At 73.8% G+C, this 14,659-nt stretch carries 14 protein-coding genes; 6 read left to right on the top strand and 8 right to left on the bottom strand.

Annotation, left to right across the window (positions count from 1 at the left end; translation table 11 throughout):
• Position 1 precedes the first annotated feature (1 nt).
• A complete protein-coding gene (locus ACN6LM_RS10635; RefSeq protein ID WP_445065073.1) occupies positions 2-682 on the bottom strand; it encodes an ABC transporter ATP-binding protein in 681 nt (226 codons plus the stop codon).
• Positions 679-1,794, bottom strand: a complete 1,116-nt coding sequence (locus ACN6LM_RS10630; RefSeq protein ID WP_445065072.1) for an ABC transporter permease — start codon at positions 1,792-1,794, stop codon at positions 679-681. The genes ACN6LM_RS10635 and ACN6LM_RS10630 overlap by 4 nt, the downstream gene beginning before the upstream one ends.
• A gap of 216 nt (positions 1,795-2,010) precedes the next feature.
• Here ACN6LM_RS10630 and ACN6LM_RS10625 point away from each other — a divergent pair, with 216 nt between their 5' ends.
• The gene (locus ACN6LM_RS10625) at positions 2,011-2,592 is read left to right on the top strand and encodes a TetR/AcrR family transcriptional regulator (protein ID WP_445065071.1); all 582 of its coding nucleotides are present in this window, start codon (positions 2,011-2,013) and stop codon (positions 2,590-2,592) included.
• A gap of 6 nt (positions 2,593-2,598) precedes the next feature.
• On the opposite strand, the gene ACN6LM_RS10620 is transcribed toward ACN6LM_RS10625, so the two are convergent.
• Positions 2,599-3,288: a FadR/GntR family transcriptional regulator gene (locus ACN6LM_RS10620; RefSeq protein ID WP_445065070.1), complete on the bottom strand. Its 690-nt coding sequence runs from the start codon at positions 3,286-3,288 to the stop codon at positions 2,599-2,601.
• A gap of 104 nt (positions 3,289-3,392) precedes the next feature.
• Between ACN6LM_RS10620 and ACN6LM_RS10615 the strand changes: the two genes are divergently transcribed.
• The 5 genes from ACN6LM_RS10615 (at position 3,393) to ACN6LM_RS10595 (ending at position 7,694) form a co-directional block, all read left to right on the top strand.
• Complete coding sequence (locus tag ACN6LM_RS10615; RefSeq protein ID WP_445065069.1) at positions 3,393-4,352, top strand: dihydrodipicolinate synthase family protein; 960 nt, start codon at positions 3,393-3,395, stop codon at positions 4,350-4,352.
• Complete coding sequence (locus ACN6LM_RS10610) at positions 4,349-5,323, top strand: ROK family protein (protein ID WP_445065068.1); 975 nt, start codon at positions 4,349-4,351, stop codon at positions 5,321-5,323. The genes ACN6LM_RS10615 and ACN6LM_RS10610 overlap by 4 nt, the downstream gene beginning before the upstream one ends.
• Complete coding sequence (locus ACN6LM_RS10605) at positions 5,320-6,000, top strand: N-acetylmannosamine-6-phosphate 2-epimerase (RefSeq protein ID WP_445065067.1); 681 nt, start codon at positions 5,320-5,322, stop codon at positions 5,998-6,000. Before ACN6LM_RS10610 ends, ACN6LM_RS10605 begins: the two co-directional genes overlap by 4 nt.
• 62 nt (positions 6,001-6,062) lie before the next feature.
• On the top strand, positions 6,063-7,517 hold the full coding sequence (locus tag ACN6LM_RS10600; protein WP_445065066.1) for a sialate:H+ symport family MFS transporter: 1,455 nt from the start codon (positions 6,063-6,065) through the stop codon (positions 7,515-7,517).
• 21 nt (positions 7,518-7,538) lie between these two features.
• Positions 7,539-7,694, top strand: a complete 156-nt coding sequence (locus tag ACN6LM_RS10595; RefSeq protein ID WP_445065065.1) for a hypothetical protein — start codon at positions 7,539-7,541, stop codon at positions 7,692-7,694.
• Between the two features lie 8 nt (positions 7,695-7,702).
• On the opposite strand, the gene ACN6LM_RS10590 is transcribed toward ACN6LM_RS10595, so the two are convergent.
• The 5 genes from ACN6LM_RS10590 to ACN6LM_RS10570 all read right to left on the bottom strand — a co-directional run bounded on the left by ACN6LM_RS10590 (position 7,703) and on the right by ACN6LM_RS10570 (position 14,588).
• Positions 7,703-8,929, bottom strand: coding sequence for an acetyl-CoA C-acetyltransferase (locus ACN6LM_RS10590; RefSeq protein ID WP_445065064.1), 1,227 nt, complete (start codon positions 8,927-8,929; stop codon positions 7,703-7,705).
• A 131-nt stretch (positions 8,930-9,060) separates the two neighbouring features.
• Positions 9,061-11,265, bottom strand: a complete 2,205-nt coding sequence (locus ACN6LM_RS10585) for a B12-binding domain-containing radical SAM protein (RefSeq protein WP_445065063.1) — start codon at positions 11,263-11,265, stop codon at positions 9,061-9,063.
• Positions 11,262-12,602 carry an MFS transporter gene (locus ACN6LM_RS10580; RefSeq protein ID WP_445065062.1) on the bottom strand — a complete coding sequence of 447 codons (1,341 nt, stop codon included), beginning with the start codon at positions 12,600-12,602 and terminating at the stop codon, positions 11,262-11,264. The genes ACN6LM_RS10585 and ACN6LM_RS10580 overlap by 4 nt, the downstream gene beginning before the upstream one ends.
• Before the next feature lie 28 nt (positions 12,603-12,630).
• Positions 12,631-13,224, bottom strand: a complete 594-nt coding sequence (locus ACN6LM_RS10575; RefSeq protein ID WP_445065061.1) for a flavoprotein — start codon at positions 13,222-13,224, stop codon at positions 12,631-12,633.
• Positions 13,224-14,588, bottom strand: a complete 1,365-nt coding sequence (locus tag ACN6LM_RS10570) for a radical SAM protein (protein WP_445065060.1) — start codon at positions 14,586-14,588, stop codon at positions 13,224-13,226. The genes ACN6LM_RS10575 and ACN6LM_RS10570 overlap by 1 nt, the downstream gene beginning before the upstream one ends.
• Between the last annotated feature and the right edge of the window lie 71 nt (positions 14,589-14,659).

Genomic DNA, 14,659 nt, shown 5'->3' with positions numbered 1-14,659 from the left:
GTCACACGGTCAGCGCGGCCATGTCCACGACCCGGCCGGCCGCCTCGGCGACCGCCGGGTCGTGGGTGGCGACGACGGTGACGCACTGGTCCTCGCGGGTGCGCTCGGCCAGCAGCGCGGCCAGCTCGCCCGCCTGGGACCGGTCGACGGCGGCGGTCGGCTCGTCCACGAGGAGGAGCCGGGGCGCCAGGAAGAGTGCGCGGGCCAGGGCGACGCGCTGGCGTTCGCCGCCGGACAGCTGCTCGGGGCGGTGGCGCAGCCGGTGCCCCAGGCCGACCGCGCGCAGCGCCTCCTCGGCCCGGGCCCGGTACGTGCGGGGGCTGCGGCCGCCGATGTACGCGGCGGCCAGGAGCTGGTCGACCGCGGGGAGCGCGGAGAGCAGGTTGCCGCTCTGGAACATGTAGCCGATGTGGTCGCGGCGGACCCGGGCGCGCCCGGCGTCGGTGAGGGCCGCCAGGTCGTCGCCACCGAGCAGGACCCGGCCGGCCGAGGGCCGCAGCAGGGCGCCCGCCACGGCGAGCAGCGAGGACTTCCCGGAGCCGGAGGGGCCGACGAGGGCGGTCATCACGCCCGGTTCGAAGGTGAGGGCCAGGTCCTCGAAGACGGTGGTACGGGTGTCGCCCCGCCCGAAGGAGACGGTGACGCCGTCGAGTTCGAGCGTGCGGGGCGTCGTGGTGTTCATCGGTTGGCTCCCAGCATGATCAACGGGTCGGCGGCGGTGACCCGCCGCAGGGTGAGGGCGGTGCCGGCGAGCCCCACGGCCGCGACGGTGCACATGGTGGTGACGAGCGTGGTGGCCAGCAGGCTGAAGGGCACCTGCTCCCCCACGAGCAGGCCGACCGCCGCCGCGAGGCCGGCGCCGAAGGCGGTGCCGGCCACGACGACCAGGGCCGCCTGGACGACGGTGTGGGCGAGCAGCCGCCTGCGGGAGGCGCCGAGGGCGCGGAGCAGGGCGAGTTCGGGTCCGCGCTGCACGGTCCAGACGGCGAAGAAGGCGCCGACGACGAGCGGGGCGATCAGGTAGAGGAAGACCTGGATCGAGGTCATCGTGACGCGCTCGCCGGTGTAGCCGGGGGCCGCCTCGTACGCCTCCTCCTCGGTGAGCGTGGTGGTCGAGTGGCGCTTGTCCAGGTCCGCCGCCGGGGTGGTGGGCGGGGTGCGCAGGGCGAGGGCGCTGACCTGGTCGGGCACGGCGGTCGCGGCGGGCGCGCCGGGGGTGCTGAACCGGATGCGCTGCCAGGTCTTCAGGGGCACGTAGGCGGCGGGCACATGGCCGTAGCTCAGGCGGCCGGTGGTCCCGACGACGCGGAGCCGGATGCCGAGGCGGTCGATGACGAGGGTGTCGCCGACGGCCACCCCCTCGTCGGTGAGCGCGTCGGAGATCACGACGGTGCCGGCGTCGGCCGTGGTGAGCCGGCTGCCGCCGGTGACGGCGGGGCTGAGGAAGCCGTCCGGTTCGACCCCGAAGGCGGCGAGGTCTACCTCGGCGCCCCGGTCGGTCGTGCCACGGGTGATGGAGACGCCGAGCGGCGTGGTGTCGGTGCCCGCGTCCGCACGCCAGGCGGCGGCCGTCTTCGCGTCGAGGAGGCTGCGGGCGAACTGGTCGGAGCGGGCGTCGGACGAGAAGACCAGGTGGGAGGCGGGCAGGGCGCGCAGGGCCGAGACGGTGTCGTCGCCGAGGCCGGTGGTGAAACCGGAGACGATGCCGACGAGTGCGGCGACGAGCACCACGACGGACCCCATGAGCGCGAAGCGCCCTCGGGCGGCGCGCAGCTCCAGCAGTGCGAGGAACACGGGTGGTTTCCTTCGGGATTCGGTTGAGGGGGATGGCGCGGTCCAGGGACGGCACGCGTCAGGGACGGCACGCGACAGGGACGGCACGCGACAGGGATGTCCCTTCCGGCACGGCGTCTTTTAGGGACGGTGCGTCGCCAACATAGATGATGGGGACGCACCGTCCCCAAGTGGGGGTCCGGTTCAGCGGGGGCTCGGGGCTTCTAAACTGGGCGGATGCCCCGGATCAGCGCCGCCACGGTCGCCGAACACCACGCCCGGCAGCGGCAGGCCCTGGTGCGGGCGGCGCGCGAACTGCTGGAGGGCGGCGACGCGGAGGCGGTCACCTTCGCGGCGGTGGCCCGGGCGACGGGCCTGGCGCGCAACAGCGTCTACAAGTACTTCCCCGGCCGGCCCGAACTCCTCGCGGCCGTGGTCGAGGACGCGCTGCCCCGCTGGACGGACGCCATCGACGCCGGCATGGCGGCGGCGCGCACACCCCGGGAGCGGGTCGCCGCCTATGTGTCGGCGCAGCTGGAACTGGTGCGCAGCGGCGAGCACCGGATCGCGCGGGCGCTGGCGGGGGTGCGGGACGCCCAGCTGGTGCGGGAGAGCGCGGGCCGGGTGCACGGCGCGCTGCTCACCCCGCTGACCGAGGCGCTCACCGAACTGGGCGAGGACGATCCCCGCCGCACGGCGGTCCTGCTCCAGGGCATCGTGAACGCCGCCACGACGGCGATCGAGGCGGGCGACGACTACGCGGCGGTCTCCGAGCGCGCGGTGCGCATGGCGGTCAGGGCGGTCACGGGCGGGCCCTGAACCCCGTCACCCCGCGTTCAGCCGGTCCCGGATGCCGTCGAAGTGCGTGCGCATGGCCCGGACCGCGCGCTCCCCGTCGGCCGCCGCCACCGCCTCCACGATCTCGCGGTGCTGGCGGCAGGTGACCGACGGGTCCTGGTGGCCGTCGTCGAAGTCCTCGCGCACCCGGTCCATCGCGGCCCAGAACGCGTCGAGCACCTCGCTGAGCAGGTGGTTGTCGAGCGAGGCGTAGAGCGCGAGGTGGAAGGCCCGGTCCGTGGCGCGCGCGACCCTGCCGCCGTCCGCCGCCTCGCCCTCCATCGTCGCGACGAGCGCGCGCAGCACGTCGAGGTCGTCCGCCGGGACGCCCGCCGCGACGGCCCCGACGAGCCCGGCCTCCAGCGCCTCGCGCACCTTCATCAGCTCGGCCAGGCCCGGTTCGCCCTGGCGGTGGCGGACGGCCGCCCGGAAGGCCAGGCCCTCGGCGAACGGCGACAGGGAGAGGGAGCCCACGAAGGTCCCGTAACCCCGTCGGATCTCCACGACCTTGACCGCCTGGAGCGACTTCAGGGCCTCGCGCACGGAGACCCGGCCGGCCTCGAAGAGGTCCATCAGCTCGGCCTCGGTGGGCAGGGCGTCGCCGGGGGCCAGGCGGCGCTCCAGGATGAGCCCCTTGACCCTGCGCTCGATGTCCTGAGCCATGGTGGGCCGCGCCACAACGTCCTCCCGAGGTACCGGTGCCCCTTGACCGTTCGCAGGAGCGTCTGATTAAGGTACCGCAGACATAAGACATCTTACGTCTCACGTCTGGAGCCTTCATCATGTCCCTGCCCGCACCGCTGCGCGGCGTCGTCCCGCCGGTCTGCACCCCGCTCGACCCGCGCGGGGAGGTCGACACCGCATCGCTCACCCGGCTCGTGGACCACCTCGTCGGAGGCGGTGTGCACGGGCTGTTCGCGCTCGGGTCCACCAGCGAGGTCGCCTACCTCACCGACGAGCAGCGCGCCACGGTCCTGGAGACCGTCGTCAACGCCACCGACGGCCGGGTCCCGGTCCTCGCCGGAGTCATCGACACCACCACGGCCCGGGTCGCCGAGCACGCCGAAGCCGCCGCCGCCCTCGGCGCGGACGCCCTGGTCGCGACCGCGCCCTTCTACACCCGCACCCACCCCCGGGAGATCGCCGCGCACTTCCGCCGGCTGCGCGCCGAGGTGGACCTGCCACTGTTCGCGTACGACATCCCGGTCGCCGTGCACAGCAAGCTCTCCGCCGCCCTGGTCCGCGAGCTGGCCGAGGACGGCACGCTGGCCGGTCTCAAGGACAGCAGCGGCGACGAGGGCGGGCTGCGCCGGCTCGTCGTGGAGCTCGGCGGGCGGGAGGGCCGGGCGCACGGTCCGGTGCCGGGCTTCAGCGTCCTCACCGGTTCCGAGCTGACGGTGGACGCGGCCCTGCTGGCCGGCGCCGACGGGGTCGTCCCGGGCATCGGCAACGTGGACCCGGGCGGTTACGTACGGCTCTACGAGGCCGCGCGCGCCGGCGACTGGACGCTGGCCGCCAAGGAGCAGGAGCGCCTGGTCGAGCTGTTCGCGATGGTCGACGCGGGCCCGGAGGCGGACATGGGCCGCAGCTCGTCGGCGCTCGGCTCCTTCAAGGCGGCGCTGAGGCTGCTCGGGGTCATCGAGTGCGGCGACACGGTGTTCCCGCAGATCCAGTTGTCGGCGGAGTCCGTCGCGTACGTCTCCGGGCGGCTGCGCGACGCCGGCCTGCCGCCGGTCCGATGACGGCTTCGACGGCGGCCCCCGGGGCGCTTCCGACGCGGCGGCCGGTCGTCGGCCTGGACCTGGGCGGGACGAAGATCGCCGCCGCGCTGTTCGGCGCGGACGGCACCGTGGTCGCGCGGTGCTCCCGGCCCACCCCGGCCCGGGAGGGTGCGCCGGCGGTGCTCGACGCGCTCGCTGCGGCCGTCGCCGAGGTCGACCCCGGCCGCACGGCGTCCGTGGCCGGCATCGCGGCGGCCGGCGTGATCGATCCGCGTACCGGCACGGTCACCAGCTCCACCGACGCGATCCGGGGCTGGGCCGGGACCCCGCTGGGCACCGGTCTGGCGGACCGCACCGGGTACGCGGTGGCCTGCGACAACGACGTACGGGCCACGGCGGGCCCCGAGCTGGGCGCGCTGCGCGTAGACGGCGGCGATCACGCCTCGCTGCTGTTCGCGGCCATCGGGACCGGCGTCGGCGGCGCGGTCGCGGCCGACGGGCGGATGGTGCACGGCGCGGCCGGTATCGCCGGGCACCTGGGCCACCTGCCGAGCCCGGAGGCGGCCGGGCTGCCCTGCACCTGCGGGGCCACCGGCCATCTGGAGGTCATCGCCTCCGGGCCCGGGATCGCCGCCCACTACGAGCGGCTGACCGGCGCGCCCGCGGGCCGCCTGGAGACGGTCGCCGCGCGCGCCGCCGAGGGCGACGCCGACGCCGTCACCGCGATCACCACGGGCGCCTCGGCCGCCGGCCGGGTGCTCGGCGGGCTCGCCAACGCGCTCGGACCCGACCGCGTTGTCGTCGGCGGCGGGGTCCCGCGCATCGGGCCGCTGTACGGGGACGCGCTGCGCGACGCGTTCGCGGCCGAGCTGATGGGTCCGCTGCGCGGGCTCGTCCCGCGCGCCCCGCTCTTCGGCCACGACGCGGCCGTGCTCGGCGCGGCGGCCCTCACCCTCACCCTTCCCCTCCACCGACCGGGAGTCCTCCGATGAACGCACGGGAGCTGTCCACCGCCCTCCGGGGCAAGCTGATCGTGTCCTGCCAGGCGCCCCCGGGCGACCCGATGCGGGACACCGCCACACTGGTGCGGCTGGCGCGGTCGGCGGTCGCCGGCGGCGGATCGGCGGTCCGGGCCAACGAGCCGGAGGTCGTCGCCGCGATCACCGCCACCGTGGACCTGCCGGTCATCGGACTGTGGAAGGACGGCGACACCGGCGTCTACATCACGCCGACCGTTCGGCACGCCCTCGCGGTCGCCGGGGCCGGGGCGGCCGTCGTCGCGGCGGACGCCACCGACCGGCCGCGTCCCGACGGCTCGACCTTCGCGGAGCTGGTCGAGGCGGTGCACGCGGCCGGCGCGCTCGTCATGGCCGACGTCTCCACCCTGGCCGAGGGCGTCACGGCCGCCCGGCTCGGCGCGGACTTCGTCTCCACGACCCTGTCCGGCTACGTGCCCGGGCAGCCGAAGCAGACCGGGCCCGATCTGGACCTGGTCGCGGCACTCGCCGCCGCGATCGGCGTACCCGTCGTCGCCGAAGGCCGTATCAACACCCCCGAGGACGCGGCCGAGGCGCTGGCACGCGGCGCGCACAGCGTCGTCGTCGGAACCGCCATCACCGCGCCCACGGCTCTCACCGCCCGCTTCGTGACGGGCATCACCCGGCGCTGACCTGCCCCTTTTCGCGGGGCGGCTGTTCAACGACGAGCGCCGTCCCGCATCCTGGAGTCACCGTGCACCACACACCCCCCGCGCTCCCCTGGTACCGCCAGGTGAGCCGCACCCAGTGGAAGTCGTTCTTCGCCGCCTGGATCGGCTACGTCCTCGACGGCTTCGACTTCGTGCTGATCACCCTCGTGCTGACCGAGATCAGCGACGACTTCGGGCTGAGCGCGGTGCAGGCCGCCAGCCTGATCTCCGGCGCCTTCATCACCCGCTGGCTCGGCGGCGCCGTGCTCGGCGCCCTCGGCGACCGCTACGGCCGGAAGCCGTCGATGGTGGCGAGCATCCTGCTGTACTCGCTGGGCACCTTCGCCTGCGGGTTCGCGTGGAACTACCACAGTCTGTTCGCCGCCCGGCTGGCCATCGGCATGGGCATGGCCGGCGAGTACAGCGCCAGCTCCACGTACGTCATGGAGAGCTGGCCGCCCGCCCTGCGCAACCGTGCCAGCGGCTTCCTGATCTCCGGCTTCTCGGTGGGCTCCGTGCTGGCCGCCCAGGTGTACGACTGGGTGGTGCCGTCACTCGGCTGGCGCTGGATGTTCTACCTCGGGCTGATCCCGATCGCCATCGCGCTGTGGATGCGGCGGGCGCTGCCCGAGGCGGAGGAGTGGACGGAGTCCGTGGCGGACGAGGGTGCGAAGCCCAACCCGTTCCGGCCCCTGTTCCGGACCCCGCGCAGGGCGACCGTCAACACGCTCCTGGTGGCCGTCGCCACGCTCTCGCTGTTCCTGGTCTTCACGCCCGGCGGCGCGGGCCTGGTGCCGGTGCTCTCGGTGGTCGCCGGGGTCTCGCTGGCGGCGCTCGCCGTGCAGCTGGGCGGGAAGCGCGGCTGGGTGCTCTACCTGTCGATGATCGTGACGCTGTTCTTCGCCTTCCTGTACTCCTGGCCGATCCAGGCGCTGCTGCCGACGTACCTGAAGACGGAGCTGGGCTACTCGACGGGCCAGGTCACCGACGTCCTGTACTTCGCGGGCTTCGGGACCATGGCCGGCTGCTGGACGGCCGGCTTCCTCGGCGACCGGATCGGTACGAGGAAGGCGTACGCGCTGACGCTGCTGGCGTCGCTCGCCTTCGTCTACCCGGTCTTCGCGGTGGAGGACAACCTGCTGCTCCTCGGCGTCCTGCTCTTCCTGCTCCAGGCGACCGGCTTCGGCATCTCCGGCCTCCTCCCCCGCTACATCGGCGGCCACTTCCCGACCCGCAGCCGGGGCGCGGCGCTGGGCTTCACCTACAACGTGGGAGCCCTGGGCGGGGCGGTCGCCCCGGTGCTCGGCGCTCACCTGGCGTCGGGCATGAGCCTGGGGCGGGCCCTGGCCGTGCTGACCTTCGCGGGCACGGTGATCGTGGTGCTGCTGGTCGGACTCGACGTGCCGGCCCGGCTGAACCGGCTGACGGACCCGGACGCGGCAGAGGACCACCTGGCGGCGGGAGCGGCGGCGGACGAGCGGGTGCGCGTGAAGCAGTAGGACGAGGGGCGGGACGAACCGATGTCCATGCTGATGCTGTTCTCGCCGGGTGCCCCGCGCGAGGAGTACTTCGAGCGGGTCGCGGAGATGTCGCAGCGCGGCGGCGAGGAGCTCAAGCGGTTCCGCGTCCGGCACGACAGCCACTTCACGGAGGACTTCGGCCCGGAAGCCACGTAGCCGACCCGTCAGACCGTCACGCGCTCGAAGACCGCCGCGAGGCCCTGGCCACCGCCGATGCACATGGTCTCCAGGCCGTAGCGGGCCTCGCGGCGGTGCAGCTCGCGGGTGAGCGTGGCGAGGATGCGGGCGCCGGTCGCGCCGACGGGGTGGCCGAGCGAGACGCCGGAGCCGTTCACGTTGACCCGCTCCTCGTGGTCCTTCTCGCCGAGGCCCAGCTCCCGGGTGCAGGCCAGGACCTGGGCGGCGAACGCCTCGTTCAGCTCGATCAGGTCGAGGTCGGCGAGGGTGAGCCCGGCGCGGCCGAGCGCGGCCTGCGTCGCGGGGACGGGCCCGAGGCCCATGGTCGCGGCGGGCACCCCGGCGCGGGCGAAGGAGACGAGCCGGACGAGCGGGGTGAGGCCGAGGCGTTCGGCGGTGGCGGCGCTCGTCACGAGGCAGGCGGCCGCCGCGTCGTTCTGGCCGCTGGCGTTGCCCGCGGTGACGGTGGCGTCCGGGTCGGACTTCAGCATGACCGGGCGGAGCGCGGCGAGCTGTTCGGCGGTGGTGTCGGGGCGGGGGTGCTCGTCGGCGGTGACCACCGTCTCGCCCTTCCTGGTCCGTACGGTGACGGGGACCGTCTCCTTCGCGTACCGGCCCTCGGCGGCGGCGAGACCCGCCCGCCGCTGCGAGCGCAGGGCCAGCGCGTCCTGGTCGGCGCGGCTGATCCCGTACGCGCGCCGCAGGTTCTCGGCCGTCTCGATCATGCCGCCGGGGACCGGGTGGTGGACGCCGCCCGCGGTGACCCGGCCCCGGGCGAGCGCGTCGTGGAGCTGGAGGCCGGGGCCCTTGATGCCCCAGCGCCCGTCGTGCGTGTAGTACGGGGCGCCGCTCATCACGTCGACGCCGCCCGCGATCACGACCTCGCTGAACCCGGCCCGGATCTGCATCGCCGCGTCCAGGACCGCCTGGAGCCCGGAGCCGCAGCGGCGGTCGGTCTGGAGGCCGGTCACCGACTGCGGGAGCCCGGCGTCCAGGGCGGCGACCCGGCCGATCGCGGGGGCCTCCGCCGACGGGTACGCGTGACCGAGGATCACCTCGTCCACCCGGTCGGGGTCGATGCCGGTCCGGGCGACGACCTCGGCGATCACGTGGGCCGCGAGGGCGGCCGGCTTCTCCCCGGCGAACACCCCGCCGAAGCGGCCGATGGGGGTGCGCAGGGGTTCGCAGATCACGACATCGAGGGCGTCGGGCACGGCGGGGCCTTTCCGGGAGACGGAGTGCGAGGGTCCGGTAAGACCCTCGCACCCGGCGGCGTGACCGGTCCAATACCCAGTTCCCCCGGAACCGAGACGCCCGGCGTCTCAATCGGCCGCCCCGGACCGCCTCAGGCGCGGGCCTGCGTCGCGAGCATCAGGCGCAGGGCGCGGGTCACGGCGTTGTCCGTGCCGAAGTCCACACCGGCGGGCACCTCCACCAGGTCGCCGTGGGCCAGGACGAGGACGCCGCAGGAGCCGGCACGGGCCGTGCCGGTGCCGTCGAGCCAGTCCCGGTAGCCACCGGACGTGGTGTCCAGGTGCTCCCGGCTGCGGCGGCTGACCTGCGCCATCAGGTCGGCGACCCCGGTGAGCCCGTCGACGGAGGCGAAGGGGATGGTCACGACCGGTTCCTCGACCAGGCGGACGCGGGGTTCCTCGTCGCGGCCGGGGCCCTCGGGGGTCTCGGGAAGCAGTCCCCGGCCGAAGCGGGCGTGGTAGAGCAGGGTGTGCGCGGCGTCGATCCCGCCGACGAAGGGGCGGTCGAAGCTGGTCCTGCGGTAGCCGGCACTGTACGAGCGCGGGATGCGCGGGTCCTCGGCCTCCGGCCAGTGCACCTCGCCGGACCGGCGGTCGCGCCAGGGGACATAGCGCCGGATGTCGTCGGACGCGGAGGTCGGCAGGAGGTCGATGCCGAACCGGCCGGGGTCCTTGGCGACGATGGAGCCGGGGGTCAGCGCGAACAGGCCGATGCCGGCGGTCGTCCACAGCTTCTCGTGGTGGTGGAGGAACTCGTACGTCTCCAGCGCCTCGTCCCGGGTCTCGGTGGGGAAACCGGTGAAACCCATCATCTGCGCGGCGATGCCGTTGCGCGCCAGTTCGGCCAGGACGTCCGGGACGGCGTCGATCTTCACCCCCTTGTCGATGAGGTCGAGGACCCGCTGGCTGCCCGACTCGTAGCCGAAGGAGACCGCGACGCAGCCGGAGGCCGCGAGGAGTTCGCCGACGGCCCGCTTGGGGAACGTCCGCTCCAGCCGGAGTTCGGCGGACCACCGCAGGTCCAGGGAGGATTCGGCGAGGGCGGCGGCGAGGGTGCGCAGATAGCGCGGGGACATCGCGTCCACCGCGAAGTAGAGGGTCCTGCCGTAGCGGCTCACCTCCCGCAGGTCTTCGAGGACGGCGGCCACGGGGCGTTCCCGCGAGGGCGAGGTCGGCCGGTCCGTGTTGAGGCCGTAGTCGCAGAAGGTGCACTTGTTCCAGTAGCACCCGCGGGTCGGGCTGTAGAGGATCACCGGCTCGGGCGACCAGTACCGGTCCCAGTCCCACACGTCGTACGCCGGGGGGTCGAGCGTCGCCACGCTGCTGTACGCGATGACGGGGTCCGGCCGGCTCCTGGTCATCACGCCGCCGATGCCCTCGAAGGCGTCACCGCCCCGGACCGCGCCGTTCCCCACGGCGTCGAGGATGCCGATGAGGGCGTTCTCGCCCTCGCCCGGCACGATCAGGTCGGCGTCCTGGAAGACCCGCCACGCCGAGGCCGGGTCGGACGCGTACTTGACCACGTCGCCGACCTCGGTGCCGCCGAAGACGATCACCGTGTCGGGCAGCACGGTGCGGACCAGGCGGGCCATCCGCAGGGCGACGGGCAGCTGGCTGGTGTAGTTGACCGAGAGCCCGACCACCGCCCAGGGGTGTTCGCGCAGCTTCGGGACGAACTCGTCGGCGAAGTAGCCCTCGAAGGGGCGGGCCACGGCGGCCGGGACCTCGGGGTCGGACAGGTCCGCCGTGCTGCACAGGTTGACGGCGGACTTGACCCGCATCGAGAAGCCGTCCGCCGCGCCGGGGGGCATCTCCAGGGCGATCAGCTCCCACCACCGGCTCGTCACCGCGACCGCCTGCGCATAGGTCGGGGGGTGGTAGAAGTGCTCGGGGTCCTGGAACACGCGGATCGCGTCGCGCGCCGATGTGGCGGTCAGGCCCTCGGCGGCCAGGGCCTGCCGGTAGCGGATCTCGTCGTGGCGGCGGGGGTCGCCGGACCTGGCCTCGATCTCGGCGCGCAGGGCGCGGGCGGCCGTGAGCGTGGCGCCGAAGCGCACGGGGTCGGCGAGGTAGGTGAAGGCGTCGAGATTGGCGTCCACGCAGGCGTACTCGGTGTGGCCGGCCGCTCTGGCGGCGCCCACGAGGTACGGGATCGAGTGGTAGGCGGTCGTCGGGTCGGTCACCGGCGGGTTGATCAGCAGGTAAGCGGTGTCGCCGGTGCCCCGGCCCGGCCGCGGGCCGCCGTGGTCCGGGCCGCCCTTCAACCGTTCCATGCCCAACGGGACGAACACGCTCATCGTGGTGACTCCTGACTGTTGTCCTGCCCTGGATGCGTGGAGCGGGCGGCCGGGGCCCCGGCGGGTGCGGGGACCGGCGGGGCGTACTCGGTGTCGGCGCGGTGCTCGCGGAACACCCGCTGGGTGAGCGCGCCCAGCACGGTGAGCGCGATGGCCCCGCCCGCCACCGGGAAGAAGGGGGCCGCGCCGAGGTGGCGGACCCCGAAGCCGGCCACCGCGACGGAGACCGGGAAGGTGCCCATGACGGCCAGCATGACCAGGCTCATGACCCGGCCGATGAGCGCGGACGGTGCCCAGACCTGGAGCATCGTCACCACGACGATGTTCTGCCAGCCGCTGGCCAGGGCGTACACACAGACGCACACCGCGGCGCCGGCCAGCCCTCCGGCGTACGGCACGGCGCTCAGGGCGACGCCCATGACGACCGCGAGCACGGCGAACAGATAGGCGGGCGACCGCACTGGACGGCTGCGGGCGGCGACCAGCGAGCCGGCCAGACCGCCCAGGCTCAGACAGGTCAGCAGGATCCCGTAGCCGGTGGCGCCCATCCCCTGGTGGGCCAGTTCGGGCAGCGCCACCTCGATCGTGCCGTTGAAGGCCAGGTTGCAGACGAGGGCCACCACGAGGACGACGTGCAGCAGCCTGCCGTGGCGCAGGAGTTCCGGGAAGGACACCTTGCGGGACGGGGTCTCGTCGGCGGCGTCGGCCCCGTCGTGCTCCGGGGTGTCCGCGCCGGTGCGGATCCGGGCGAGAACGAGCGCCGACACGAGGAAGGACGCGGCGTCGACCGTGAGCGCCGGGCCCGCGTCGAAGGCCGCCACCAGGGCGCCGCCCGCGGTGGGTCCGAGGAGTCCGCCGACCTGGTTGACCATGGTCGACAGGGCGTTGCCCCGGCCGAGGTCCTCCTTGCGCAGCAGGGCGGGCAGGAGGGTGTACGAGGCGGGGATGAACATGCCGGAGCAGGCGCCCAGGACGACGGCGATCGGGGCGAGCTGGCCGAGCGTCGGCGTCCCGGCCGAGGCGAGCACCGCGAGGATGCCCACGGCCGCGGCGCGCACCAGGTCGGTCATGAGCATGACCCGCCGGCCGCCGATGCGGTCGGCCACCACCCCGCCCAGCGGAATGGTGACGACGCGCGGGATGCCGTAGCAGGCCAGGACCGTGCCGAGCAGGACCGGGCCGCCGTCGCCGGAGAGGATCAGCCAGGGCAGCGCGACGGCGTAGCAGTAGTCGCCGACCGTGGAGGAGAGCTGTCCGGCGAGCAGCAGCCGGAAGCCGCGCACGGACATGGGTCCGCCCGTCAGTGCCGTACGGAACCTCTGTCCGGCTGCTGCCACGTGCCCTCCTTCTGCTGATGGTGTGCGGTCAGCCGCCGAGCGGGCCGACCGGCATGTCCAGGAACTCGCCGATCACCGCCGTCACGGTGGCGGGCGGCGGCAGCCCGAGGTTCTTGCGCACGTCGCCGGCGGCGATCTGCCAGCCCGCGGCGGGCACCGGGTCCACGACGGCATGGCCGTCCGCCCGCAGCCGGTCCACGTTGCGGCGGACGGCGGGGCGCTCCCACATCAGGCTGTTCATGCTCGGGAAGAACACCACCGGGCGTTCATGGGCGAGCAGCGCGGAGCTGAGGAGTCCGGAGGCGAGCCCGTTGGCGGCCTGGCCGAGCATGTTGGCGGTGGCGGGCAGGACGACGAACCGGTCCGCCCAGACGGCGGGGGCGACATGACCGGTCGTCAGTTCGTCCTCGCCGTCGCAGTACACGTCCCGGCACAGCAGCCGCATGGTCGCGGCCGGGATGAGCGCGGCGGCGGAGCGGGTCATGGCCATACGGATCTCGACGCCGGGTCCGAGGCCGGTGCGCAGGGCCATGAGGTACTGCGGGACGGCGAGTACGTTGCCGGAGCCGCAGACCCCGATGAGCAGCCGGCGCGGGGTGCCCGGTCCGGTCTCCGCCGTCATCACCGGGCTCCGGCGGGCTCGCCGGCCACCTCGTGCAGGCCGCACTGGGCGGCGATGAGATCCAGCCTGTCCTGGACGTTGTACTTGTAGCCGGGGCAGGGCGGATGGCCCTCCTGCCACGCCTTGGGGCAGGAGCCCCCGCAGGTGGGCATGAAGACGCAGCTCTTGCACCAGGTGCTGCCCGCGGCGATCTCGTCGTTCCAGCCGTCGAAGGGCCCCAGCGGCCGGACCGGTTCGGTGCCCGCCCGGTCGATGTGCGTCAGCGCGAGGGTGCGCTCGGCCTCGGGGACGAGGGGGTACTCGCTGCACGAGAAGATGTTGCCGGTACTGCTGATGATCTCGGACGAGCGGGTCGTGGCGGGGCAGAGGACCTTCCGCGCGGTGGTCGGCAGCAGCTGGGTGTGCAGCCCGTGACCGGTGAGCAGTTTGAGCCATCCCGTCTCGCGTTCGGCGAACTCGTACTTGGAGACCTCGATCTCCGATACGTCGTTTCCCCACGAGTGCACGGGAGCGATCGAGAAGGATACGCGGGGGTGGCTGAAACCAAGCTCCGCCATCAGCTCGACATAGCGGGGCACGGAGTCCTGGTTGTGCACATCGACATTCGTCCGGAACGAGAAATGGGTGGGCCCCAGATCCGGTTCGTCGAGTACGGAACGCACGGCACGCACGATGTTCCAGAAAGATCCGCGTCCGCTTTTCAGCGGCCGGTGTTCATTGTGGATATCCGGCGGCCCGTCGATCGTGATCTCGAAATGGGTGACCCCGCAGGAACGGATGAGGGTGTTGATTTTTGCGGGATTCAGGAGGGAACCGTTGGTGACGATCACCGAGGAGTAGGCGACCCCGCGCTCGGCGGCGGCGGCGACGAACCGCGGGGCGAGGTCGCGGATGACGGCGTACCCCATCATCGGCTCGGCCCCGAACCAGTCGATGCGGGCGCTGCGGGTCTCCGGGGCGGTCACGGCGCGCAGCACACGGTCGTGCACCCGGCTGCGGTGGTTGCGGGACAGCCCGCCCCGGGTGTGCTCCTGTCCGCAGTAGGCGCAGCCCATGTTGCAGTAGGAGGTCGGCAACAGGGCGATGTGCACCGCCGAACGGTCCGCCGAGGCGCGCCGGTTGCGGTCGAGCACGGTGGCCAGCTCGTCCTCGCCGGCCGGTACGAGCAGCCTGGCCGCGCGCAGGGCGCCGGTCCAGGCCGGGCTGATCGCGCCGGCGTCGCCGGCCTCCAGGGCCCGCGCGGTGGGAAGGTCGACCGCCACGGTGCTCGCGGTGCGGGTGCCGTAGGCGAGCCGGACCGGAACGCCGGCGGTGTCGGCGTACGCGCGGTCGCTCAGCACCAGGTATCTGCTGACTTGGTCCATGTTCACGCTCCCACTGGGTGTCCGGACGCACGGCGGTCGGGCGCGTCTTCTCCGGCGGGGCCGGCGGAGAA

The sequence above is a fragment of the Streptomyces sp. SAS_281 genome (assembly GCF_052542855.1).
The sequence above is the reverse complement of the archived record's forward strand: the minus strand, read 5'-3'. Positions and strand labels throughout refer to the sequence as shown.